The sequence below is a fragment of the Chitinophaga sp. RAB17 genome (assembly GCF_052114225.1).
Taxonomy (GTDB): Bacteria; Bacteroidota; Bacteroidia; order Chitinophagales; family Chitinophagaceae; genus Chitinophaga.
The window spans coordinates 143071-165569 of the sequence record NZ_JBFREI010000011.1 but is presented as its reverse complement, the minus strand read 5'-3'; the positions used below and the strand labels follow the sequence as shown (position 1 = coordinate 165569).

The following is a 22499-nucleotide window of genomic DNA, read 5'->3' as shown; positions in this document are numbered from 1 at the left end:
TGAGCCGGTAACATTGATGAAGACGTAAGAACAGGCCGCATTAGTGCGGCCTTTCTTATTTTTGCGTATATGACATCAGCACTGATTCTTACTTTACAATTGGATCCTGTTGCCACTGGCCTTTTTAACCGGTTACGCCGTTTGTATTACCCGGCTTATGCCAATGTGGTGGATGCCCATCTTACTTTATTTCACCGCCTGCCGGCAGATGAACCCCGCATCGTTGCTGCCCTTGATAAAATTTATGCACAGCCAGCCTTTACTTTACGGGTGAACGGCTTGCAACGATACCCTCACGGTATCGCCTATACGCTGAGATCCGAACCGTTGCAGGTACTGCATCAGTCGTTACAACAGGAATGGGCGCCCTGGCTGATCTGGCGTGATCAGCAACTATTACAACCGCATATTACCATTATGAATAAGGTAACCGACTGGAAGGCGCAGGGAGTGTATGAAAAGCTGATGGCGGATTTTCAGCCATTTGACATACAAGCCATCGGTCTGCAGTTGTGGCGTTATGAAAAAGGGCCGTGGGGTTTAGTGGAAACGTATGCATTTGCACCGGAGTAGAAGAGCCACTGCAGGGCTGGGTTTAGCATAAAAAAAAGCCTTCCCATTTAACCGGGAAGGCTTTTTGTTGCTTGCATGCTCGTTTATTTTCTGGTCACATGTTTTACTTTCACGGTCACCTCATAAGTTCCTTCCTGGAAAATCTGGAACTGGAACCTTGGATTTACGTTATATATGGGATCACTGGTAGGTGCATAGCCGGCGTCCACTTTAACAAAGTTACTCGGGATACGATAATAGATCAGGTATCCGTAAGCGCTCTGTAATAAAGGAAAAGGCGTTGTTTCAAAGTTGCAGGTCATAGAGGTATCTGTCAGTTCCAGCGGATGGAACTGGGCATACGTCTGGAAGTCACTGCGGTCGCCTCTTCTGATAATTTCGCCTTTAGACGGATTAAAATACCTGCCATTCTGATCCGCTATCTTCAGGATGATATTGGTGCCCTCATCAGATAATTTTTTTATCGTGACAATGGGTGCGCCAAGGTCGCCACTGGTGGTGGTGCCGTCTCTGAACCAGGCAGCACCGCCGTCACCAACGCTATAGGGTGGTTCATCCTGCATGGTAATGGTGGCAATGTTCTTGAAAATTTTAGAGCCATTCTGATTCGATGCCTGGATATCAAATTCATAGGTGCCAAGAGGTACTTTCACGGACGTACCGAAAAAAGTAAAGGAACCGGTGAACTCATTAAACTCCCAACAGGGCGTATTTACCTTTTGTCTTTTTTTGTTCAGCAATGCTACTGTAGTATCCTTTGTAGGATCAAACTGTGCGGTCCACTCATAGCGTTCATACCTGGTATACATACTGTCGGAGTGTTGATGTTTGATGACATCACGAATATCCAGCAGCTTATACGTTACCGGGGCACTGGATCCATCATTACTAACAGGAGAGGTTTTTTGCACCTGCCCGCGCTTTATCCTGATGGGATTATCTACATAACGTATCTGGTCACTGAGATAACCGTTTTCCACTTTTGAGCAACTGTATATTGCAGTAGCAGCAAGCAGTATAGTGCTGAAGGTTTTTATATGTCTTTTCATGATAATTGCGTAAGGGTAAAAACTTAGTTAAACAGATCCGCGTAATAAGTGAAGACGTGCCCATTATTGACTACGTGCAATATGCCGGTAGTAGTAATAATGCCTGTTGTCTGACAACGTGTTTGTAAAAACTGGTCAGACGTCAGGTTAGGTAGCCCTGATTCATCCGGAGGAACCGGTCTGCCTGGCTTAGCGATCACTTTGGTCAGGTACAGGTATACCGGGTACTGTGTAAATACGCCGTTGTTGGTATAATCACTGCTGGGAATCCCTTGTATCAGGCGTTTTTCACCATCATTGGCCGTGTAAAACTTTCCCACTTTGGTGGCTTTGTCCAGGGTGATTTTATCCTTGAACATATAGGCGCGGAGAGAGTCTTTTATCGCTTTAAAATCTATTGAGTCATAGTCAAATTTCACGTTGGGATCTGTCAGCCTGGCTACATCACGTTTTTTGTCGATGTAGTTGTCCAGCGCATAATTGGTGATGGCAAAAAAAGTACCGCTGGCATTTACTTCATCCTTAAGACCTGTTTTATCAATCAGCAACACGATCGTATCAAAGAGGTGGTTCGTTTTCAGATAGTCGTAAGTAGTCATGTTTACATGCGGATCATGCACACTGCCACCGATGGTGTAATCCTTTTTACAGGAAAACAGGATGATGCTCACAAAGGCGATGATACCAAGACATAATTTATTTTTCATACAGCTGATTTTAGTTGATTAAAGTTTACCTCTCCAGTAAGGTGTTTGCACCAGGGTATAGTCGTCTTTGAACATGGCGGGATCCACCGGCCATAACCAGCCACCTGTGGGGGCGCCGTTCATGAACTGTGCGCTGGTAAAGTGCTCATTATAGTCGGAGATTTTTTTGGTGCGCACCAGGTCGTAATACGCATGTCCTTCGTAGTAAAGTTCTCTTAAGCGTTCTTCCAGTATAGTAGTACCCAGGTCGTCAGTAGCCTGGTAATCACCGATGCCAGCCCTGTTACGCACTTTGTTAAGTAAGATAATAGCGTCTCCGTCCTTGCCCAAGGCGTGGAGCGCTTCCGCTCTTAACAGCATGATATCGGCCAGCCGGAAGATGATAAGGTTGTTGCTCAGGCGTCCGTCTTTTTTCGCTGCACCATCTGCGTAGGCAATGTTGGAAAATTTGATGATCTGTCCTTTATCGCTTTGCGATTCATAAAAGAAGCTCTTAAACCGGATATCGTTCGCAGTATCTTTATAGAGTCTGTTTACGAAGTTGGTACTTACCGGCCATTCTATCGGATCTTTACCATCAATGAAGGGCATTCTCATGGTTACACCAAAGCCTGGGTTGTTTTGCAGGGAAAGTCCTTCTGACTGGGCATCGCTGATGTTGATTTCAAAAATGCCTTCGTTTGTTTTGCCAATAAATACTTTCATATAATTAACGGCATCCTGGAGTACATATCCGCCTTGTGTGATCACTGTATTGGCGGCTTCTGCACAACCGGCATAATCATGCTTCCAGGCCAGGATATGTGCCTGCAAAGCAAAAGCACTTCCTTTATTTGCTCTGACAGCTCTTTCTCCTCCGTCAGCATCATAGCCGAAGTCGAGATTTTGCTTCGCTGTTTCCAGGTCACTCAGGCACTGTTTCCATACACTGTCTGCCGGGCTTCTGGCGATGTTCCTGGCTGTAGATACATCCAGATCGGGTTGCAGTTTTAAAGGCACATCTCCCCAGATCCGGCTCATATAGAAATAAGTAAAGGCACGCAGGAAGTAGGCCTCTCCGATCACGTGACGCTTGGTATCAATAGAAGCGAATTTGGTATCCGGAATACCGGGTGCTTTATTAATGATCAGGTTTATCTGTTGCAGCAGCTGGTAGTACTGTTGCCAGTTCCAGTTGTTGCCACCCACATTTAAACCGATGAACTCCCCATTGGAAATGTTGAAATTACCGTTGTCTTTACTACCATCAATACTCAGTTCCCCCGATACGATGTCGCCGTATTTATGCCAGGAGTTATCCCTGATCAGGATATTTCTCAGGATAGAATACGCGCCGGAGAGCGCGGTTTTGGCATCGGACTCACTGGTGAAGTAGGCACTGGTGAATGTGGAGTTATGCGGCTCCAGATCCAGTATTTTTGAACAGGAAGATACCAGGGCTGTTGCTGAAATAACAGCAGCAGCATATGCGATATATAAGCGTTGTTTTTTCATGATGTCGTTTTTTGATGGTTTAAAGGCTAAGATCCAGTCCCAGTGTGAATTTTTTAGGAATGGGATAACCACTGCCGCTATATATTCCGAAAGCATCTACCTGTTCCGGATCAGGAATGTTTTTAGATTGTTTAAAGAGATAGAGATTGTCAGCCAGTGCATAGATTCTCAAACGTTTGAAATGGAGTTTGTCTAATACGCCCTGGTTGAAGGAGTAGGAGAGCGACACATTTTTTACGCGGAAGTAAGCACCGCTTTCTATCCAGGCAGAACTCACCATGGCATATTTGTAACGGGTACCATATACGGAACTCAGACTAGGATATTGCGCATTATCACCCGGGTTGTTCCAGTAGTTGATGCCGCCGAGGTCAGGTAAAGCATGGGTGGAAATAGAGTGATATGGATTAGGATCGCCATCATCTGTAGGCACCAGCTGCGACAGTTTACCAGCGAGATAGTCATTAAAGATTTTTCTGCCCGCGGTGAATGTGCAGAATACATAGAGTGTAAAGCCTTTGTAGCTGAAGGTATTACCAAAACCACCGGTTACTTTGGGATTTGGATTTCCCGCAGGTATATAGTCTTTATCATCTAATATACCATCACCGTTGGTATCCTGCCAGATTGGATCTCCACCTCTGAACGCACCACCATAAAAGCTGAGTGGCTGCCCGGTTACTTTATTGATAGGTACATCCGCATCTGTTTTGTAGATGCCCGTTTTATTAAATACGTTGTAAGAATTGAGTGGCTGTCCCTGACGCAACAGGAATTTATCGAGATAAATATCGCGTCCGCCATTAGGCAGGGAAGTAATAATATTATCGTTATGAGCCAGGTTTAATAATGCCTGCCATTGGAATTTGGAAGATGGTTTTAATACGTTTGCAATGAGCTGCAATTCTATCCCGGTGTTGCGGATACCAATCGCATTTGCGGTGAGGATAGAATAGCCGGTAGTTATAGGTACGTTCAGGTTAAATATACCGCCATTGGTATTTTTAATATAAGCATCTGCTACCACATTGAACCTGCCGTTCAATAAACTCGCATCTATACCAAGGTTGGTTTGTGTATTCTTCTCCCAGCTCAGGTTATTATTGGTCAGTCCTTTATCAAAATTCAGTGCTACAGCTGGTATGCCGTTGTATCCAAAAGCATAGTTATTGCCGGTAGCAGGGTTGCTGCTGCCCGGAAATCCGCCGGCGCCGATGTTGTAGGTGTTATAAGACAGGTAGTTGTCGCCACCATCCGGTTGTCTTCCTGTTACACCATAGCTGGCGCGTAATTTCAGCAATGTGAGCCAGTTACCGGCAGACTTCAGTGCAGGTTCATCACTGATGATCCAGCCGCCGGATATGGAGGGGAAGTAACCCCAGCGATTGTTCTTACCAAAACGGGAAGATGCATCCGCAGTGATTACCCCGGACAACAGGTAACGTTCTTTATAGCTATAGTTGGCTCTCAGGAAGAGAGACTGAATACCACTCTGCAGCAGATCGGATCTGGTGTCGGCCAGGTTCTTATTCAATACGGTCACCGTATGGATCTGATCATTGGGAATACCAATGGCATAAGCATAGGTGGAGCGGTATTCCCAGAACTCTGTGTTTTGTCCGGCAAGCAGATTGAGGGAATGATTGGCACCCAGTGTAGTGGTATACTGGATGGTATTGCTCATTAAATAGTTATTGGATTTATCAGTAAAGCTGGTGGCTAAACCGGTACCATCTCTTCTCGCAATACCCGGTGTATAGGCATCCATCCGGCTGTTGGTTTGGGTAAATGAGATGACGGTATTAAAACTGAATTTCTTTGAAATCCGCCAGTCGATCACCGGGCTGATAGACAGGTTATCATTGGTATTCTGATCGGTAGCGCTGCTGCTGGTGCCAAAAATGAAATCCTTCGAAGCATCCGTCATATACATGAGGGAAGTTGGCAGTGGACTGGAAGCATAATATCCTCCATTAAATGCACCAAAGCCGCCGGAGAGATCATTGATAGACCTTGGCCTGTCGAGTTTTGAATAACGGATCTGGGTAGAGATCTTCAGATTTTCTGACAGGTTCAGACCAGTGCTGCTGCTGAAGCTATAGCGCTTTAAGCCTGATTTGCGCACAATGCCCTGTTCATTAAAATAGTTAAGTCCGTAGCGGTAGTTTACCAGGTCATTGCCGCCGGAAACGGATACATCATAGTTGTCAACCCTACCGGTGCGGTACATGCCACCCTGGTAATCGTTGGCGTTGTTAAAGGCAGGATTGAGACTGTCGGTCAGTATCTGTGGCAGATCTTTCAGGTTACCCCAGCTGCCGTAGTGGTTGATCAGGTCCATTTTTGCCCTGCGCTCTTCTGCGCCAATCACTACTTTTTCCAGTTGTGGTTTTTCGGTGAAGCCGTGATAGGTAGCGAAATCTACTTTAGGTTTTCCGGAAAGACCTCTTTTTGTTTTGATGATGATGACACCACCGGCGCCTCTTGATCCGTAGATCGCAGCAGCAGAGGCATCTTTCAGGATATCTATACTTTGTATATCGTTGATGGCAATACCGGCCATTACGTCTGTATTGGTACCGGTACCGTAGTTGATAGCAGCAATATCTTCTGTTGTTTGAGGTACGCCGTCAATCACGTAGAGCGGTCCGCTCAATGCGCGGGCGAGACTTGTTTTACCGGTAGTACTGCTGATATCGCTGTTGATCGTGCGACTTACCGCTGTGTTACCACGCATCACCACATTACTTCTTACGCCCGGTTCACCGGAGTAGTTCTGTACGTCCAGTCCTGGTGCACGGCCCTGCAGCAACGCATCAAAAGTAGGGGCGGGAACATCCAGTAATGTTTTTGGGTTGATGGAGGTCACTGCAGCCGTCACCGTTTTACGGGAGGTTTCCTGGTAGCCGATGATCACCACATCTTTCAATACTTTTTTGTCTATAGGTAAGGAAACATTCAGGTGGGCATTGCTTTCCTTTACGGTGATGGAACGTGGCAGATAGCCTACAATGGTAAAGGTAAGCATGCTGCCGGGATTCACTTTAAGGGTGTAGCTGCCGTCGGCATTGGTGATAGCACCCGATTTGGAATCTGAAATGCTGATAGATACGCCCGGTAGGGGATTTCCGTCAGATCCGTCCCGTACAAATCCGGCTACCGTGATTTTCGTTGTGGCAGGGTTTACCTGTGCGAAACCGGGTAGGGAAAGGACGGTGAGGCAGAACGTTAATAACATAACAGCACAGCTATGGCTGTATTTTGTAAAATTAACAGTCATGTAATTTAATTTGAAGCTTATGAAATGATACTGGAATGCTGATGCCAGTTGTTACAATGAAATTGGTTGACGTATTGTACTTGAATTAATAATTCCTATCTACTCTTTTCGTTGGTATAATAAATTTTGGTTTGATATATTTTATCGGATGCTAAATCGATTTTCTAAATAAATCACAGGTCCCGAATAAGGCAATGAAGTTAGTATGCAGGAGAAATCTAACTTGTTAATGAAATTTAAAAGATTGTAAACAATGTTAAAAGCGGGGCAGGAAGAGGAGGAGGGCAGTGGGCTGTCTGGGCACGGTATGCGCGTCCTAAATATCTGAAAGATAATTGAATTTTTGGCGTTGTTTTTTTGCTGGTTCGGGGCTGATCCGTTTTCCCGGGGAAACGCTCTTCTTCTTCCGTGGGGAAATATCAATATATAATTTAAATATATTATATTTATGGCGTAAGAAAACCTTTACCCGGAAATTATACCTATGAAAAAACGCTACTCACTTTTTTTAGTGCTGTTTACTTTTTCGTTTATCAGCACTTTTGCACAGCAACAAGCCATCAACGCCGGCAGCCGGGCGAAAGCTGCGATTCAATTCACCAAATTACTGAATGAAGCCGCCACCATTTATCCGCCGCAGTTGTCTTATCTGACCGAATCTGGCGCCAAAATCGAATCCTCTTTCCGCATCAGCGAAGATGGGATCCTATCAGTTACCTTTCGCTACCCGGTGGAAAACAGCTTTACGCTGTATCGCTTAACTGCGCCGGTGAGTGCCATTAAAGCCGTATTCTACGACTATTACATAGGACTGGAATTTGATGGCAGCGTGGTAACGATCGCTGAAAGCGATAAGGGCAGCCGGGAACTGAAAGAGAACAATTCACTGGCACTTTTTCATATTGCCAAACCGGGTGACGGCCCGGAGGGAGAACGCCTGAAAGCAAGGATGGAACAGGGATTGCAGGCGTTCAGGGAAAGTTATAAATAAAGGCGGTTTTTGTCTTTCCCAGGATTATACTGATTTCGGGATTTCGCTTTTTTAATATTTGGAAATTAGCGAGGGTGGCCACCTATGGTGTTCATCTTCGCTAATTTTTTTTAATCGTGTAAAACCATCCTGGAATCATCAAAATCAGTATAATCCTGGGAAAGACAAAATTCGTATTTGACTTTTAAGACCTTATATTTAGCAGGCAAAAGTCCAACATGAAAATTTTATTACACTATTATAAATCCCTGCATAGTTTCAATATCCCATTTTCTCTACTCTTAGGTTGTTTCGGTATGATTGGGGGCGATAAGCTGGACGGCTTTCTACTGATTTTTGCTATTTCTCTTCTTACGGGTGGTTTTGGGTTAGCGCTATTTTTTTACGGGCTGAAATATGAACACTGTTATTACTTTTATTACAACAAAGGCTTTTCCAAAATGAAACTGGTGGGGTTATCGTACGGTATCAATGTAGCCGGCATCACTGTTTGCCTGCTGATTAAAAACAGCATCGCATGAGTACCAATCAATTGGTAGCCGACAGTATTTTCAAGTATGTGGGCCACCGGGAATTGCTGACGGATTGTTTTGTGAGCTGTAATACCGGCGAGGTGATTGGTATTTTAGGAAGAAATGGTTGTGGTAAATCTACTTTTCTGAAAATCATTTTCGGCACGGTTTCCTGCCACCATAAATTTGTAAGCATCAACGGTAAAAAGTATGATGCGCCCTATAAAGAAAAGGGGCTGATCGCTTATCTGCCGCAGCATGATTTCCTGCCGGGTAACGTTACGGTCCGGCAAGTGATTGCCCTGTTTTTAGATAGCCAGGTGGAGCAGGAACTGGTAAAGACGAATGAAAATATTGTACCCCATCTCCATAAAAAAGTAAGTGCGTTATCGGGAGGGGAATTAAGATACCTGGAAATATTATTGCTGATGCATTCTCCGGCTAAGTTCATTTTGCTGGATGAGCCTTTCAATGCGCTGGACCCACTCTTCAAGGAAAAGATTGTGGCATTGATCCAGGGATGCCGGGCGAGCAAGGGGTTTATTATTACGGATCACGACTACCGGAATATTATTGCCAGCAGTGATCGTATTATCCTGGTCACCCAAGGAGTATTCAAGAACATCAAGGTGTTGTCGGAGCTGGAGGATTTGCACTATTTACCGAAGGGAAGTTTGAATGATTTGTAGTACGGTTTCATTTATTAAAACGGTAAAGCGAATTTTATCTTTTTCAGGATTATACTGATGATGATGATTTCGGGATTTTTTCAGCATTAAAAAGGATTAGCGAAGATGAACATCTTATGTTGTCAGTCTTCGCTAATCCTTTTTTAATCTTTTAAATCAATAAATAAAATCCTGAAATCATCATCAGTATAATGCTGAAAAAGACATAAACTCACCTCAGACAGCTTTCGCTTCCGGTAATTCTTTACTGAGATACCCGATGAAAGTCCATATTTCCAGGACTTCTTCAATATTTATAATTGCGGTATCGTAATTACTATTCAGCGAATGCAGTGTTAAGGTGCCATTCTGTTTAATATGGTTACCGACTACTTTGAAAATAATTTCTTCTTCTCCACCTTTCAGTATGAGGATACAGGCTGTATTATTTTTTAAGTGAGACCAGTCCTGCAGGTACTGTGCAATGATATGGCTGCCATCAGGGATGGGCTCCATAGAGTCGCCGCTGATGGGGAACATGCGGATGGTTTTACCTCTGGGTAATTCCGGCAGGGTGAATTTCGGCAGGGCGGCAATGAAGCCGGGGTCGCTGAAACCGCTGCGGTATCCTGCTTTGGCCCTTGCCGGCACGTATTCCATATTCTCCTCGTTACTGTTATCTACCGTAATGGGAAGAATACGTATATGCCTGCCTGTGAGGTCCACTTTTTTACCGGCTTCCAGTTCTTCCAGTTGCGCTTCAGGGATTTGAGCCAGGTCCGTTTTGATGAGGAGGTCTATGTCAATCCTGAAAAAGGTGGAGATCAGGACCAGGTCTTCCATGCGTGGATTGCGTGTTTTGCCGCTTTCCTGTGCAGTGATCTTGTTCCGGTTCAGTCCCAGTAAATCAGATAGGTGTTGTTGTGAGATCTTCTTTCGTGTCCGTAATAATTTCAGATTAGCGGCCCAGAAAAGGGGCTGTTTGTCCATGTTTTATATAGTTACAATAAATTATATTTATAATTGACAAGGACAAATGTAGGGCTTTTTACTCATTCCTGGTTAAGTAAAAGACTACTCAGCTGTTGTGAGAGGGATTCTCCGTGGAGGTCCCGGTTGAAGATCATCCCGGTAGAATCGATCAGGTAATTTTGTGGAATGAGTTTGATACTATAGGCTTTTGCCGCCTGGTTTTTATCTTTGGCAGGATCGGCCAGGTTGGTCCAAACGAGGCTGTCTTCCTGTATGGCCTGTATCACATAAGCCCTATCCGCGGGGGGATCCAGTGCAATGCTGATCACCGTAAAGTTTTTATCCTTGAATTTTCTGTAGGCATCCCGGACATACTGGTGTTCTCTGCGGCAGGGCTCACACCAGGAAGCCCAGAAGTCGAGCAGCACTGTTTTACCTTTAAAATCAGACAGGCGCACCATTTTGCCTTCCATGTCCTGTACTTCAAAGTCGGGCGCATCGTTGCCTACGGTAAGGTTACGGATGCGGGTGAGTTCTTCCTGGAATGCTTTTCCTTCAGGCGTATTGCGTATTTCAGGTGTTAATTTCTGAAAGAGGGGTTCAATCTGATCCGGATCTATTTGTATGCCAGCCACATCTTCCAGGGCCAGCAGGCTGAAATAGGAGCCGGGATTTTCCGCAATATATTTTTGCTGCATGAGCTTTTTGGCTTCGTAGGCCACTGCATAGCGCTGATTCATTTTTTGCTGAAATTCCTTATTGGCTTTTTCGGCAGCAGATGCTTTTGTATATGATTTCGTGATCAGGCTAATGGCTTTTTCAACTGTTTTCAGGGAATTATTATAATCGATTTCGAGCTGATTGGTGGTGGAGGTAACGTGTGCTTTGCTGACGTTTTCCTGGGTTTGTATTTTGGTATCGCCTTTTTCCAGGTAAAATATCCGGACATCGGCATCGGCGGGTAGTTGCATAAAGTCCATCGTAGATCCCTTGTGGTCGAATATGAGCATAGCCCGTATCGGCCCATCCACGGTGCCTTCAAAGCGAAATACTCCATCCCGTACATCTGCGGAATCAATGACGAGCTTTTCGTTGATCAGTTGGTTAAGATATACTTTAACCGGGCCGCTTTGCTTGGTCACCTTGCCATTCAGAACAAACTTTGCGGGCTGTGCCTTTATGAATACAGGGCAACTTAACAGGGCTAAGATTGTTATTTTTTTCATAAGATAATTTCTACTGACGAATGTCTTGACTAAATTTCTTCAATTCGTGTTACAAAGCATTTGTTAAGCAGGAATAACAAAAAAAATATGGCAAATCATAGCAAGTCGCCGCACATACTGAATACCTCCACCAACCTTTTGGGTTTTTGTTTGATTGTTCTTACCTCTATAAAAGTGGCCAGATTTAATAACGCCACCATTATTGACGACTTCACCGGTATTGCCGCCCTGCTCCTGATGGCCAGCTGTCTGCTCTCTTTTTTATCTTTAAAAAGTAAAAATGATAACAGAAGCGAACGACTCGAACAAGTAGCGGACTACACTTTCCTGGTGGCATTAATTTGCGTCAGCATTACAATAGTTTTTGTATCTTTTAATTTATTGAGCTGATCGTTAGCACTTTGTTTTCCCGTTGCCAGGACATGTTACATTTTCCTGTTACGGCTTATTTATTCTGCAATATCCTGGTATGCTGAAAATTCGTTTGTATGAAGAAGCCAGAAAGATCTGGAATATCATGGCGGAGAGTAAGGACCCGCCCGACCTTACGCTGGAGCTGGAAATTCATAAAAAAGTATTGAGCTTTTTCCAGGTAGGTGATTTTTGCTATTTTATTTTTAATGTCGTGAAAGGGGAGTTTGATTATGTGCATCCCGGTGTATATGATTTGTTGGGGTATAACGCCAGCGAATGCACCGTATCGGCTATGGTGAGTTATATTCATCCGGAGGATATGGGATGGTTCCTTGATTTTGAAAATACCGCCGTGGCATTTTTTGCAGAACTGCCACCGGAGAAAGTCCTGAAGTATAAGGTACGTTATGACCTGAGGGTACAGAAAGCCAATGGTGAATACCTGCGCGTCCTTCAACAAACCACGCCCGTTCAGCATGATGGGGCAGGGGGCCTGCTTCGCACCCTGGTGGTACATACAGATATTTCGCATCTTAAAATGGCCGGGCGTCCGGTACTCTCTTTTATAGGATTGGAAGGTGAACCTTCTTTTCTGAATGTGGAAGTAAAGAAGGCTTTTGTACCCGCGCGGGAAGTGCTGACAAAGAGAGAGAAGGAGGTACTGAGACTGATGCTCGGAGGGTTGCCCAGCCGGGAAATCGCTCAGCACTTAAATATCAGCCGGCAAACAGTAGATCAGCATCGTAAAAATATGCTCAAGAAAACAGGCATTAAATCATCCGCTGAGTTGGTAGTGAAAGCCATTAAAGAGGGATGGGAATAGCAGCTGTTAGCCATTGGCTGTTAGCTATTGGCTTTTAGCGTTTGTCAATAGCGGTTAGCTGTTAGCCATTGGCGGTTAGCTGTTAGCGAAATGCAGCGAAGGGGAGTCTTGCTGCATTTTGCCAATAGCCAATAATTATTTTCTGAAGGTGATCATGGTGGTGCCCGCCGCCAGCAGTACAAAGATAGCTGCAATCCAGGGAGTAGCTCCCAGTCCAAGCGATGAAGCCACAATGTTTCCTCCTACATAAGCCCCAATTGCTGCTCCGGCATTAAATGCCGCAATATTCAGTGCAGAGGCCACATTCACCGTGGCGGGTGCGGTCTTTTCTGCGGTTTGTACCACATATAATTGGGAGGCCGGTACGGTCGCAAATGATAATCCTCCTATAATAAAGAGATTGATAATTGCCGTGATACTGTTATGTACCGTAAAGGTGAAAATCAGCATCGCCACCATCTCGGCTATTAATATATAACGGAGGGAGCGAAGTGGATTTTTATTGGCCAGACTCCCCCCGGCAATATTACCAATGGCTACTGCTACACCATATATTAAAAGGATCATACTCACTTTGCTTTCCGCGATGCCGGTAAGGTCGGTCAGTAAGGGCGACAGGTATGTAAATACCAGGAATACGCCGGCGTAGCTAAGGACGGTTGTCAGCAATGCCAGTAATAAAGGTTTGTTGGACAGCACCAGTAGTTGGGCTTTCCGGCTGCTGGCGGCTTCCTGGGGAATATTCCCCGGCAGCAGGAGCAGATTGGCCAGCAAACCGATGGCGCCTAAGATGGCCACACCGGTAAAGGTGGCTCTCCAGCCCAGTTGCTGTCCGATGAAAGTCCCTAAGGGCACCCCGGTCACCATGGCGATGGTGAGGCCGGCAAACATAAGCGCAATGGCACTGGCTCTTTTGTCGGGAGATACAATAGCTGCCGCGATGGTAGCCCCCACGGAAAAGAATACGCCATGGGCAAAGCCGGTCAGCATACGGGCGGCTATGAGCAGGTAATAGCCTTTTGAGAAAGCTGCCAGCGTGTTACCTGCGATAAATAATATCATGAGGGAAATCAGTAATTGTTTACGTGGTACTTTAGCAGTTAAGGCTGTGAGTACCGGAGCCCCGATAGCTACTCCGATGGCATAAAAGCTGACCAGCAGTCCCGCCGCCGGAATGCTCACCGCCAGGTCTTTTGCAATGACAGGCAATAATCCAACAATCACAAATTCTGTGGTGCCAATACCGAAAGCGCTGATCGTTAATGCCCATAACGCAGCAGGCATGCGGCTTTGGGATGTAGCCGCTGTTAATGTTGTTTCCATTTTTAATTGATTTGAAATATTCACCCCGCAAAGGTGGTATAACTATATGTATAAAATAAATAAGGTGATTTTGGGAGATCTATAAATAAATTTATATTGAAAGGAAGGTTTGTTGTTTTTGTTAATCCTTTTTTTTATTATTGCTATGGCAAGGGGGCCAACCAGACTATTCCCTTACAACAAGCAACCAGATCAATCAGGAAAAGTTTTCGTTTTTTTTTGTCTATTTAGCAAAAACGTTTTAGCTACACATGAGCATGGATGAGATTCGTGAATGGCAGATGCAAATAGCGCGTTATGATGATGAGCAGGCTTTCTCCCGCTTGTTTCGCCATTTATACGACCGGCTCCTGCATTTTTGTATCAGGTATGTACATGTAAAAGAAGCTGCAGAAGAAATTGTATCAGATGTTTTTGTGAAGCTCTGGAACCGCCGTACGGAACTGGAACCCATCATAAACCTGGAAGTATATCTTTTTGTGGCGGTTAAAAATCATTCGCTCAATTATCTCGAGCAGTACTCCCATTTGCGTATTGTACCCCTATCCGGTTCGGATACCGCTGATCTGCGTAACAGCGTGGACCTGGAGCGTGACCTGGAATGGAAAGAGATGCGCTTTAAAATGGATAAAGTAGTATCCTCTCTGCCAGCTCAATGCCGCCGCATCTTCCAGCTGATCAAGGAAGACGGCTTTAAATATAAAGAAGTTGCTGAAATCCTGGGTATCTCTCCCAGAACAGTTGAAACACAACTTTTCCGGGCTATGCGCCGCCTGAATGAAGAACTGGGCGCCATTGGCAAGGGCAAAAATGTGTTGCCGCCGTTGATTATGTTACTGGCATTGTCTTTCCCCGGCTTTTGCTGATGCGATTTTTTGTCTTTCCCAGGATTATACTGATTTAGATGATTTCCCGGATTTTTGCTTTTTTGATTATATAAGATTTAAAAAGATCAGAGGAGATAGAACTTGGTATACCCGCTTCTATCTCCTCTGATCTTTTTAAATTAAAAATATTATCTGGAAAATCATCTAAATCAGTATAATCCTGGGAAAGACAAAAAATCGCAAAAATATTTTCCCCGCTTGTAAGTAATTCTCCTCCCGTTACCTGTCCTTATCTCTGAACACGATTCCATTTTATGATTAACGAAGAATATTTCGTCTTACTGGTGACCCGTAAGTTAGCCGGATCCGCCACTCCGGCAGAATTGTCGGAACTGGAGTCCATGCTGGACCAGCACCCGGTATTGAAAGAGCGGTATACCCACCTGCACCATTATTTTGAAGATCCATTATACCATGCGGCAGAAAATACCGAACAGGCCCTGCAACGCACGCTGGCAAAAATAAAATCCCAGCAAACGGTGGTCACATCTCCCACAACAAAAATTAAAAAGATACATCCCTGGAAATGGGCAGCAGCAGCTGCAGCAGTATTTATGCTGGGCGGCGCGTTCTACTTTTTCAATAAAGGCAGTAAGCCGCCGGCAGCAGGTAAGGAGCAATGGGTAAAACGTAGCAATGGCAAGGCTACCCGGTCATTTATAGAACTGGCAGACGGCAGTAAAATATGGCTGAATGCAGAAAGTATGCTCACCTATCCGGAAAAATTTAAAGGCGACAGCCGCGAAATTTTCCTCGAAGGAGAAGCCTTTTTTGATGTGGCTACCAATGCCAAACGCCCCTTTATTGTTCACCTGAAAAAGGGAACGATCAAAGTACTGGGTACCTCCTTTAATATCCGCGCCTACGAGAACGAACCAGTGCAAACCGCGGTGGTAACCGGTAAGGTAGCCTTTATTCCGCGGTATGAAGAGGCAAAGAAAATTAATGATACCATCCTGATTACACCGGATGTGAAAGTAAGCTTTACTGCCAGCAGTGGTACCCTGATCAAAGGCAATACCATTGGTGCGGAAGATAAAGCCTGGACGGAAGGCCGCCTCATTTTCAGAAATGCTACCCTGGAGGAAATCGGCGCCAGCTTAGAACGCAATTTCAACAAGCATGTGGAGTTTGAAGCCAATGCACCTAAACAATATCGTCTTACAGGTTCTTTCCATAATAACTCCCTGGAAGATATCATGTATTACCTGAGTAAGTCAAAAGCATTCCACTATCGTATCACTGATTCAACGCTTGTCATCGGAGAATAATATAAAGCCAACATTACCATTTATTCATTTTTAATCACCACTACGTTATGAGAAAGGAACTATACAAGCCTTCTTTTCGTCCACCTTTCGGGTCGCTGATAATTTGTTTATCGCTACTGAGCGTGCTGGACCTGCATGCGCAGGTAGCTTATGCGGCTGGCACGCGGCGGCAGGTACAGCATCAGCCGGCGAAGGAGCGCGAAAGACCGCCATCTCTCAACTACCTGGTTAGCCTGCAGGTAGAGAATGCCAGTCTGGCCCAGGTGCTGGACAAAATCGAAGCACAAACTTCCCTCGTGTTTGTATATGCTAATGATGATATTAAAGCTGCACAGAAAATATCCCTGAACGTAAAAGATAATAAACTGGATGATGTATTACAGATGATCCTCTTACCACTGGAGATCAACTATGAATTCATTGCCAACAAAATCATTTTGAAACGGAATGGCGCCACCTTTTCCGCAGAACAGCAGCAGGAAATCATTATTACCGGCCGCGTAGTGGATAATAAAGGACAAGTCATCCCCGGTGCCAATATTCGCCTGAAAGGACAGTCCATCGGTACCGTAACAAGTGCAGATGGTACCTACTCCCTGAAAATACCTGCCAACGCGGCGAATGGGGTATTGATATTTTCTTCGATAGGATATGTTCCTTCAGAAATATCTGTCGCCGGCAGAACTAATATCGTGGCCATGCTGACGGTAGATTCCAAAGATCTCGGTGAGGTAGTGGTAACAGCGTATGGTCAGCAAAAGAAAGGACAGGTAACTGCGGCTATCAGCACGGTGAATTCCAAAGACATTACCAGCAGACCGTCTGTAAACATGTTCCAGGCCCTGCAGGGACAGGCACCTAACCTCATTATGCAGCAGGCTACGGCCGAACCCGGCGCCGGCATGGTGATGAACATCCGTGGCGTAGGCAGCTTAACCGGCAACGCGCCCCTGGTGATCATTGATGGTATACAGGCGGGTACCTCCGGTTTACAGAACCTGAATCCCTATGATGTGGAAACTATTTCTGTATTGAAAGATGCAGCTTCTTCTGCTATTTATGGTTCGCAGGCAGCTAATGGTGTTATCTATATTACTACGAAAAGAGGTAAGAAAGATGAACGCCCTTCTGTACAATACAATGGCATGTATGGTTGGCAAACCCCCACCACGCTGCCCCGCAACGTGGAAGCATGGCAATACATGACCCTGAAAAATGAAGCACTGGTGAACTCCGGTAAAACGCCGCAGTATACGCCGGAAAATATTCAGTACTGGCATGACCGTGGTTCTGAACCCGCTATGTTGCATGAAATGCTGCGCAAATATACCCCTCAGCAAAACCACAGCTTAAGTTTAACCGGTGGCGGCAAAAGCAGCAGCTACCTGTTTTCCATGGGCTACCTGGACCAGGGCAATATGCTGCAGAATAAATATGTACCACAGGATTTTTACTACAAAAGATACAATGCCCGTTTGAACGTATCCGTTGACGTTAGTAAGTATGTAAAGGTAAATGCCAATGCCGCATATACCCGCTCCAACTACCGCACACAGGTGGCTGATATCGGTTTCCTGATTCGTGATGCGATGCGCGTTCCACGTACCAATGCCGTAAAAGATTCCTTGGGTAACTGGGTGGTGCCTAGTCTTACCAGCAACAGTGTTATCGCATTACTCGCCAACGGAGGCTTTAATTCGAGAACCATCGATAACCTCATGGGAGGATTGGATGTGGTGATCACGCCAGTCGATCACTTCAGGATTAACCTGAACGCTTCCGGTGTTTACAACATTGATAATAACGTACAGCGTATTAATAAATTTACTTACGCTCCTTATTATACAACGGCTACACCACCTTTATATAATCAGTCGCAGCAGGATGAATACAAAGACTTAACGACAAACGTATATGCTACTGCCGAATATGAAAATACTTTTGGTAAGCATTATGTAAAAGGACAGGTGGGTGTACGTAGTGATGCGGTAGATGAAGGCTATGGCTTCAGATCCACACGTTATGGAACCACCAACCTGGATCCCACCTGGGCGATCGGTGGCGGTTATATCCCCAAGCCGGATGGTACTTACGATTACAAGGACATCGGCACTTATAATGATTTGCGTAATCCTAATCTGTACGCGCTTAATTCCCTGTTCGGTCGTTTGAACTATGCGTATAATGATAAATACCTGGCGGAAATCACCTGGCGTTATGACGGTTCTTCCAAGCTGGCGCCGGGTCATCGCTGGCAGTTCTTCCCGGCATTTTCACTGGGCTGGAGACTGACAGATGAAGCCTTTATGCAGGAGGTGAAAGACAGGATAGGCAATTTCAAGCTGCGCTATTCCTGGGGTCAGGTGGGTAACTCCAACATTGGCGGATTCAACTACCTGTCGAGAGTATCTATCAACGGCGCCAACTATTCGTTTAATAATTCTATTGCCCCTGGTAATACATTTTCTACCTATAATGACCTGTTGAAATGGGAAATCTCCACCATGAGCAACTATGGTGTGGATGCAGATTTCTTCCATGGTAAGTTAACCGCGTCCTTCGATTATTTTAGTAAGATGACCGATGGTATATACCTGTTCCAGACGGTTCCCGGAACTGCCGGTACGTCTGCTCCGCTGGAAAACGTAGGTAAGGTAAATAACAAAGGCTGGGAGCTGGCATTGTCGTATCGCGCCAACACCGGTGCTTTCCATCACACCTTTGGCTTTAACCTCTCCGATAACCTGAACAAGGTGATTAAATTCGGACAGGAATCTGTTCGCGGATCTGATGTTAGCTTTATCATTAAAGAAGGATTCCCGATTTCGTCTTACTATGGCTACAAATCGGATGGTTTGTATCAGAACCTGGACGATATAAAAAATGCGCCTAAAGTACCATTTGCCTACAACCAGCAGGTAATGCCGGGAGATGTGAAGTACATAGACCGCAACAAGGATGGTGTGATTGATGAAAACGACCGCTATGTATTCGGTAATCCTTTCCCCCGTTATACTTTCGGCTTTACCTATAATGTAAGCTGGAAAAACTTTGACCTCACCATGTTCTGGCAGGGAGTGGGTAAAAGAACACAGTTCATGCGCGGCGATATCGTAGAAGCTTTCCATAACAACGAAGATCACGCGATGGTGCAGCACCTGGATCGCTGGACACCTACGAACCCGGGTGCGTCTTATCCACGTTTGACCATCGGATCTGCTGATGCCAACAACTTCGCCTATTCCGATTACTGGCTGTTTGATACCAAATACCTGCGTCTGAAAAATTTCCAGATAGGATATAACCTGCCCGCCTCTTTAATGAAGAGAGCCGGTATGCAGGGCGTACGGGTTTATTTCACCAGTCAGAACCTGATAACGATTATGCCTAAACGATTCCGTGAACTGGGTGTAGACCCTGAGTTTACGCAGTTCGATGATAAGTTGAATATGAATAATTACAACGCCATTGCCGGACGTAATTATCCGAATGCAGCCACCTTCGCTTTTGGTTTGGATGTAAAGTTTTGATGCCTAAACAATCATTGTTATGAAGAAATTAGTTTTATCAATATTAGTCGCCGCGGGATTGTTTGGCTGTCGTAAGCTGGACCAGCCCATCACGCGGGAGTTTACCGAAACTGCCTACTGGCGTGATTCACAGGATGCGCTGGATGCATTAACCGCTTGTTATGAGCATCTTTCAAAAGATGATTATTTCTTTGGAGATGAAGCACTGAGTGACAATGCCTATAATAGTGGTGGTGGGTTATTGAATGTCACTGCGATTGCCAATGGTGGCTATGATGGTGYCAATGGCCGTGTTGTGGATACCTGGCCTTATTATTATACCACTATCCGCCGTTGTAATACCGTTACTGCGAACATAGACCGGGTGCCCAATATGGACGCCACGCTGAAACGCCGTATCATAGCAGAAGCGCGTTTTATCCGTGCCTATGCCTATTTCCAGCTGAGTGCCTGGTACGGTGATGTACCATTTTACACGGATCTGATTACGATAGATCAGTCACGTACCATTAGCCGCACCGATAAAAACACCGTTCAGCAATTTGTATTAACAGAGCTGGCGGATATTCAGAAAGACCTGCCTACCAATCTGCAGCAGTCGCAGAATGACCGTGGTCGTATTACCCGCGGTGCAGCAGTTGCCCTGAGTGCCCGTGTACACCTGTTCCGCAGCGAATGGCAGGGTGTTGTAACAGATTGCGAACAGCTGATTACTAAAACTGATAACGGCACTTATTCCCTATTTGGTAATTACAGCAACCTGTTTACCGTAGCCAATGAATACAACAGTGAGGTAATACTGGACCTGGAATATGGTGGCGCCAGAACCTACGACAAGCAACGTCAGTTTATGCCGCAAACCATTGCTGCGCTAAGAAGTGTGCTGGTACCTACCCAGGACCTGGTAAATGATTACATCATGACCAACGGTAAAGCTATTGGCGACGCTGGCTCCGGGTATGATGAAAACAATCCTTACGTCAACAGGGATCCACGTTTTGAAGCGACTATCCTGCATGATGGTTCCAAGGTGACAGACTTCAGCGGTGTGGTGCAAACGATCCTCACCAGGCCAGGTTCTACACCTGCTACCAACACCGTAGATGACCAGGGTGCTTCACCTACCGGTTATTACTTCTATAAATACTATGACCGCGCGGCCACCAACTATGCCTCCGGTTTAAACCTGGTGCTGATCCGCTACGCTGATGTATTGCTGATGTATGCAGAAGCGAAAAATGAACTGGGACAGATGAATGCCGCTGTATGGAATCAGACCATTCAGCCTTTGCGTACCCGCGCCGGGTTTACAGATGCCGGAGCGCTGCAGTTTAATGGGGCGTTGAGCCAGGCACAACTGCAAACCGTCATCCGCCGTGAAAGACGTGCTGAATTTGCGTTTGAAGGGTTACGTATATGGGATATACGCCGCTGGAAAACATCGGACATAGTCATGAACAAACCTGTAAGAGGTATCAAAGTAACCTCCGGTGCATTCAACAAAGATCCCAACGGATATATCATCGTAGAAAACAGGTTGTTTACCAATCCGAAACATTACCTGTGGCCTATACCTACCATTGAACGCGATCAGAATAAAAATCTTTCACAAAACCAAGATTGGTAATCCTTCCACCTAAAACTGTAATAACATGCAAAAATATTTAATCATCTTACTGAGTGTTATATTGTTTAGTTGCAAAAAAGACTATACACTCAATACCAATATACAGCCGGTAGCAAAACTCACTGCACCACTGGATAATAAATACATCAAGCTGCAACCTGCCACCAGTGCTACACTGAGCTTTGAATGGGATCAGGCCCGTGCAGAAGACGGGTCACTGGTGATCTATGAAGTAGCTTTTGATAAAGAGAATGGAGACTTTTCCAATCCAGTTGCCAAATTCGCTTCCGATGGTGGTGGGGTACAGAACAAACTTACCTTATCTCACAAAGACCTGAACAGCATTGCCGGTAAAGCAGGTATTGCGTCTCTGGCTACCGGTAAATTGAAATGGACGGTGCTGGCAGCTAAAGGGTATAATATCCAGAAAGCAGCGGAAACAAAACTCATCGAAGTAGAAAGACCTAACGGTTTTGCTGAAATTCCTACAGATGTATTTCTGACAGGCGAAGCGACAGAAGCAGGCGCTGATTTATCGAAAGCGCTGAAGATGAAATCCACTGCGCCGGGGGTATATGAAATTTACACCTCTCTCAAAAATGGTAAATATCATTTTACCAACAGAAATACAGGTGCACCTACTACTTACTCTATCCTGGGTACTGCCGTAAAAGAAGGGGGAGAAGGAACGCAGACAGCGGGTACCAAAGTATACCGTTTACGCCTGGACTTCAACAACGCCGCGGCTTCCGTAACAGAAGTCACCACCATAGGGCTCTGGTTTGCGCCACTGAACAAATTCTTATTTGAGATCAGTTATGCCGGTAATGGTACCTGGAGTATCAAGAATCAACTGATTACTTTCAAACAGGAATCATGGGGTCGTGATGAGCGTTATAAATTCCGTTTAGCCGTTAAAGATAGTGATGGCAATGCAGGCGAAGAATGGTTTGGCAGCGCCAACAGCGATAACAACCGTCCTACGGCTGCCACGCCGCTGAGTTTCTGGGAATTGCGGCCTATTGCGGGTAATGACCAGTGGGGTTATTGCTACAAGTTTGCCACCGAAGCAGATACCAAGAACTGCGATATTAATGTATACTTCACCACTGACAAGAATTACACGCACGAAATAATCGTCAAATAATTATA

Annotated in this window: 18 protein-coding genes; 11 read left to right on the top strand and 7 right to left on the bottom strand. The window is 45.3% G+C overall.

Annotation, left to right across the window (positions count from 1 at the left end; all coding sequences use genetic code 11):
- Positions 1 to 69: 69 nt before the first annotated feature.
- Entirely contained in the window at positions 70 to 573 is a 504-nt protein-coding gene (locus tag AB4Z08_RS28520; protein ID WP_441577195.1) for a 2'-5' RNA ligase family protein, read from the top strand.
- An 83-nt stretch (positions 574 to 656) separates the two neighbouring features.
- Here AB4Z08_RS28520 and AB4Z08_RS28515 read toward each other — a convergent pair whose 3' ends face one another.
- Genes AB4Z08_RS28515 through AB4Z08_RS28500 form a run of 4 tightly spaced genes read right to left on the bottom strand, consistent with a single transcriptional unit; the run spans position 657 to position 7103 of the window.
- A complete protein-coding gene (locus AB4Z08_RS28515) occupies positions 657 to 1622 on the bottom strand; it encodes a DUF5007 domain-containing protein (protein ID WP_441577194.1) in 966 nt (321 codons plus the stop codon).
- 23 nt (positions 1623 to 1645) lie between these two features.
- On the bottom strand, positions 1646 to 2329 hold the full coding sequence (locus AB4Z08_RS28510; RefSeq protein ID WP_441577193.1) for a hypothetical protein: 684 nt from the start codon (positions 2327 to 2329) through the stop codon (positions 1646 to 1648).
- An 18-nt stretch (positions 2330 to 2347) separates the two neighbouring features.
- The gene (locus AB4Z08_RS28505; protein ID WP_441577192.1) at positions 2348 to 3823 is read right to left on the bottom strand and encodes a RagB/SusD family nutrient uptake outer membrane protein; all 1476 of its coding nucleotides are present in this window, start codon (positions 3821 to 3823) and stop codon (positions 2348 to 2350) included.
- 19 nt (positions 3824 to 3842) lie between these two features.
- Positions 3843 to 7103 carry a SusC/RagA family TonB-linked outer membrane protein gene (locus AB4Z08_RS28500; RefSeq protein WP_441577191.1) on the bottom strand — a complete coding sequence of 1087 codons (3261 nt, stop codon included), beginning with the start codon at positions 7101 to 7103 and terminating at the stop codon, positions 3843 to 3845.
- 484 nt (positions 7104 to 7587) lie between these two features.
- Here AB4Z08_RS28500 and AB4Z08_RS28495 point away from each other — a divergent pair, with 484 nt between their 5' ends.
- The 3 genes from AB4Z08_RS28495 to AB4Z08_RS28485 all read left to right on the top strand — a co-directional run bounded on the left by AB4Z08_RS28495 (position 7588) and on the right by AB4Z08_RS28485 (position 9295).
- A complete protein-coding gene (locus AB4Z08_RS28495; RefSeq protein WP_441577190.1) occupies positions 7588 to 8094 on the top strand; it encodes a hypothetical protein in 507 nt (168 codons plus the stop codon).
- Positions 8095 to 8312: 218 nt separating this feature from the next.
- Positions 8313 to 8615 (top strand): hypothetical protein, encoded by a 303-nt coding sequence (locus AB4Z08_RS28490; RefSeq protein WP_441577189.1) that lies wholly within the window; start codon positions 8313 to 8315, stop codon positions 8613 to 8615.
- Positions 8612 to 9295, top strand: a complete 684-nt coding sequence (locus AB4Z08_RS28485; protein WP_441577188.1) for an ATP-binding cassette domain-containing protein — start codon at positions 8612 to 8614, stop codon at positions 9293 to 9295. Before AB4Z08_RS28490 ends, AB4Z08_RS28485 begins: the two co-directional genes overlap by 4 nt.
- A gap of 216 nt (positions 9296 to 9511) precedes the next feature.
- Here the strand turns inward: AB4Z08_RS28485 and AB4Z08_RS28480 are convergent, their stop codons facing one another.
- Both AB4Z08_RS28480 and AB4Z08_RS28475 read right to left on the bottom strand, forming a co-directional pair.
- Positions 9512 to 10264 carry an XRE family transcriptional regulator gene (locus AB4Z08_RS28480; RefSeq protein WP_441577187.1) on the bottom strand — a complete coding sequence of 251 codons (753 nt, stop codon included), beginning with the start codon at positions 10262 to 10264 and terminating at the stop codon, positions 9512 to 9514.
- 62 nt (positions 10265 to 10326) lie between these two features.
- Entirely contained in the window at positions 10327 to 11472 is a 1146-nt protein-coding gene (locus AB4Z08_RS28475) for a redoxin domain-containing protein (protein WP_441577186.1), read from the bottom strand.
- An 87-nt stretch (positions 11473 to 11559) separates the two neighbouring features.
- Here AB4Z08_RS28475 and AB4Z08_RS28470 point away from each other — a divergent pair, with 87 nt between their 5' ends.
- Both AB4Z08_RS28470 and AB4Z08_RS28465 read left to right on the top strand, forming a co-directional pair.
- Positions 11560 to 11862, top strand: a complete 303-nt coding sequence (locus tag AB4Z08_RS28470) for a hypothetical protein (protein WP_441577185.1) — start codon at positions 11560 to 11562, stop codon at positions 11860 to 11862.
- A gap of 79 nt (positions 11863 to 11941) precedes the next feature.
- Positions 11942 to 12709, top strand: coding sequence for a LuxR C-terminal-related transcriptional regulator (locus AB4Z08_RS28465; RefSeq protein WP_441577184.1), 768 nt, complete (start codon positions 11942 to 11944; stop codon positions 12707 to 12709).
- 135 nt (positions 12710 to 12844) lie between these two features.
- Here AB4Z08_RS28465 and AB4Z08_RS28460 read toward each other — a convergent pair whose 3' ends face one another.
- On the bottom strand, positions 12845 to 14032 hold the full coding sequence (locus AB4Z08_RS28460) for an MFS transporter (protein WP_441577183.1): 1188 nt from the start codon (positions 14030 to 14032) through the stop codon (positions 12845 to 12847).
- 257 nt (positions 14033 to 14289) lie between these two features.
- On the opposite strand from AB4Z08_RS28460, the gene AB4Z08_RS28455 reads away from it, so the two are divergent.
- From AB4Z08_RS28455 to AB4Z08_RS28435, 5 genes are all read left to right on the top strand, one after another.
- Positions 14290 to 14898 (top strand): RNA polymerase sigma-70 factor, encoded by a 609-nt coding sequence (locus AB4Z08_RS28455; protein ID WP_441577182.1) that lies wholly within the window; start codon positions 14290 to 14292, stop codon positions 14896 to 14898.
- A 275-nt stretch (positions 14899 to 15173) separates the two neighbouring features.
- Positions 15174 to 16190 (top strand): FecR family protein, encoded by a 1017-nt coding sequence (locus AB4Z08_RS28450; protein WP_441577181.1) that lies wholly within the window; start codon positions 15174 to 15176, stop codon positions 16188 to 16190.
- 47 nt (positions 16191 to 16237) lie between these two features.
- The gene (locus AB4Z08_RS28445; protein WP_441577180.1) at positions 16238 to 19720 is read left to right on the top strand and encodes a TonB-dependent receptor; all 3483 of its coding nucleotides are present in this window, start codon (positions 16238 to 16240) and stop codon (positions 19718 to 19720) included.
- A 19-nt stretch (positions 19721 to 19739) separates the two neighbouring features.
- Positions 19740 to 21347, top strand: coding sequence for a RagB/SusD family nutrient uptake outer membrane protein (locus AB4Z08_RS28440; protein WP_441577179.1), 1608 nt, complete (start codon positions 19740 to 19742; stop codon positions 21345 to 21347).
- Positions 21348 to 21372: 25 nt separating this feature from the next.
- Positions 21373 to 22494 carry a SusE domain-containing protein gene (locus AB4Z08_RS28435; protein ID WP_441577178.1) on the top strand — a complete coding sequence of 374 codons (1122 nt, stop codon included), beginning with the start codon at positions 21373 to 21375 and terminating at the stop codon, positions 22492 to 22494.
- Positions 22495 to 22499 lie beyond the last annotated feature (5 nt).

Bases quoted from the DNA above. Each gene is read 5' to 3' on its own strand.
- AB4Z08_RS28510 (WP_441577193.1), bottom strand. From the start codon at position 2,329: ATGAAAAATAAATTATGTCTTGGTATCATCGCCTTTGTGAGCATCATC.
- AB4Z08_RS28465 (WP_441577184.1), top strand. From the start codon at position 11,942: ATGCTGAAAATTCGTTTGTATGAAGAAGCCAGAAAGATCTGGAATATC.
- AB4Z08_RS28490 (WP_441577189.1), top strand. From the start codon at position 8,313: ATGAAAATTTTATTACACTATTATAAATCCCTGCATAGTTTCAATATC.
- AB4Z08_RS28520 (WP_441577195.1), top strand. From the start codon at position 70: ATGACATCAGCACTGATTCTTACTTTACAATTGGATCCTGTTGCCACT.
- AB4Z08_RS28470 (WP_441577185.1), top strand. From the start codon at position 11,560: ATGGCAAATCATAGCAAGTCGCCGCACATACTGAATACCTCCACCAAC.
- AB4Z08_RS28505 (WP_441577192.1), bottom strand. From the start codon at position 3,823: ATGAAAAAACAACGCTTATATATCGCATATGCTGCTGCTGTTATTTCA.
- AB4Z08_RS28515 (WP_441577194.1), bottom strand. From the start codon at position 1,622: ATGAAAAGACATATAAAAACCTTCAGCACTATACTGCTTGCTGCTACT.
- AB4Z08_RS28460 (WP_441577183.1), bottom strand. From the start codon at position 14,032: ATGGAAACAACATTAACAGCGGCTACATCCCAAAGCCGCATGCCTGCT.
- AB4Z08_RS28485 (WP_441577188.1), top strand. From the start codon at position 8,612: ATGAGTACCAATCAATTGGTAGCCGACAGTATTTTCAAGTATGTGGGC.
- AB4Z08_RS28495 (WP_441577190.1), top strand. From the start codon at position 7,588: ATGAAAAAACGCTACTCACTTTTTTTAGTGCTGTTTACTTTTTCGTTT.
- AB4Z08_RS28450 (WP_441577181.1), top strand. From the start codon at position 15,174: ATGATTAACGAAGAATATTTCGTCTTACTGGTGACCCGTAAGTTAGCC.
- AB4Z08_RS28455 (WP_441577182.1), top strand. From the start codon at position 14,290: ATGGATGAGATTCGTGAATGGCAGATGCAAATAGCGCGTTATGATGAT.
- AB4Z08_RS28500 (WP_441577191.1), bottom strand. From the start codon at position 7,103: ATGACTGTTAATTTTACAAAATACAGCCATAGCTGTGCTGTTATGTTA.
- AB4Z08_RS28435 (WP_441577178.1), top strand. From the start codon at position 21,373: ATGCAAAAATATTTAATCATCTTACTGAGTGTTATATTGTTTAGTTGC.
- AB4Z08_RS28445 (WP_441577180.1), top strand. From the start codon at position 16,238: ATGAGAAAGGAACTATACAAGCCTTCTTTTCGTCCACCTTTCGGGTCG.
- AB4Z08_RS28475 (WP_441577186.1), bottom strand. From the start codon at position 11,472: ATGAAAAAAATAACAATCTTAGCCCTGTTAAGTTGCCCTGTATTCATA.
- AB4Z08_RS28480 (WP_441577187.1), bottom strand. From the start codon at position 10,264: ATGGACAAACAGCCCCTTTTCTGGGCCGCTAATCTGAAATTATTACGG.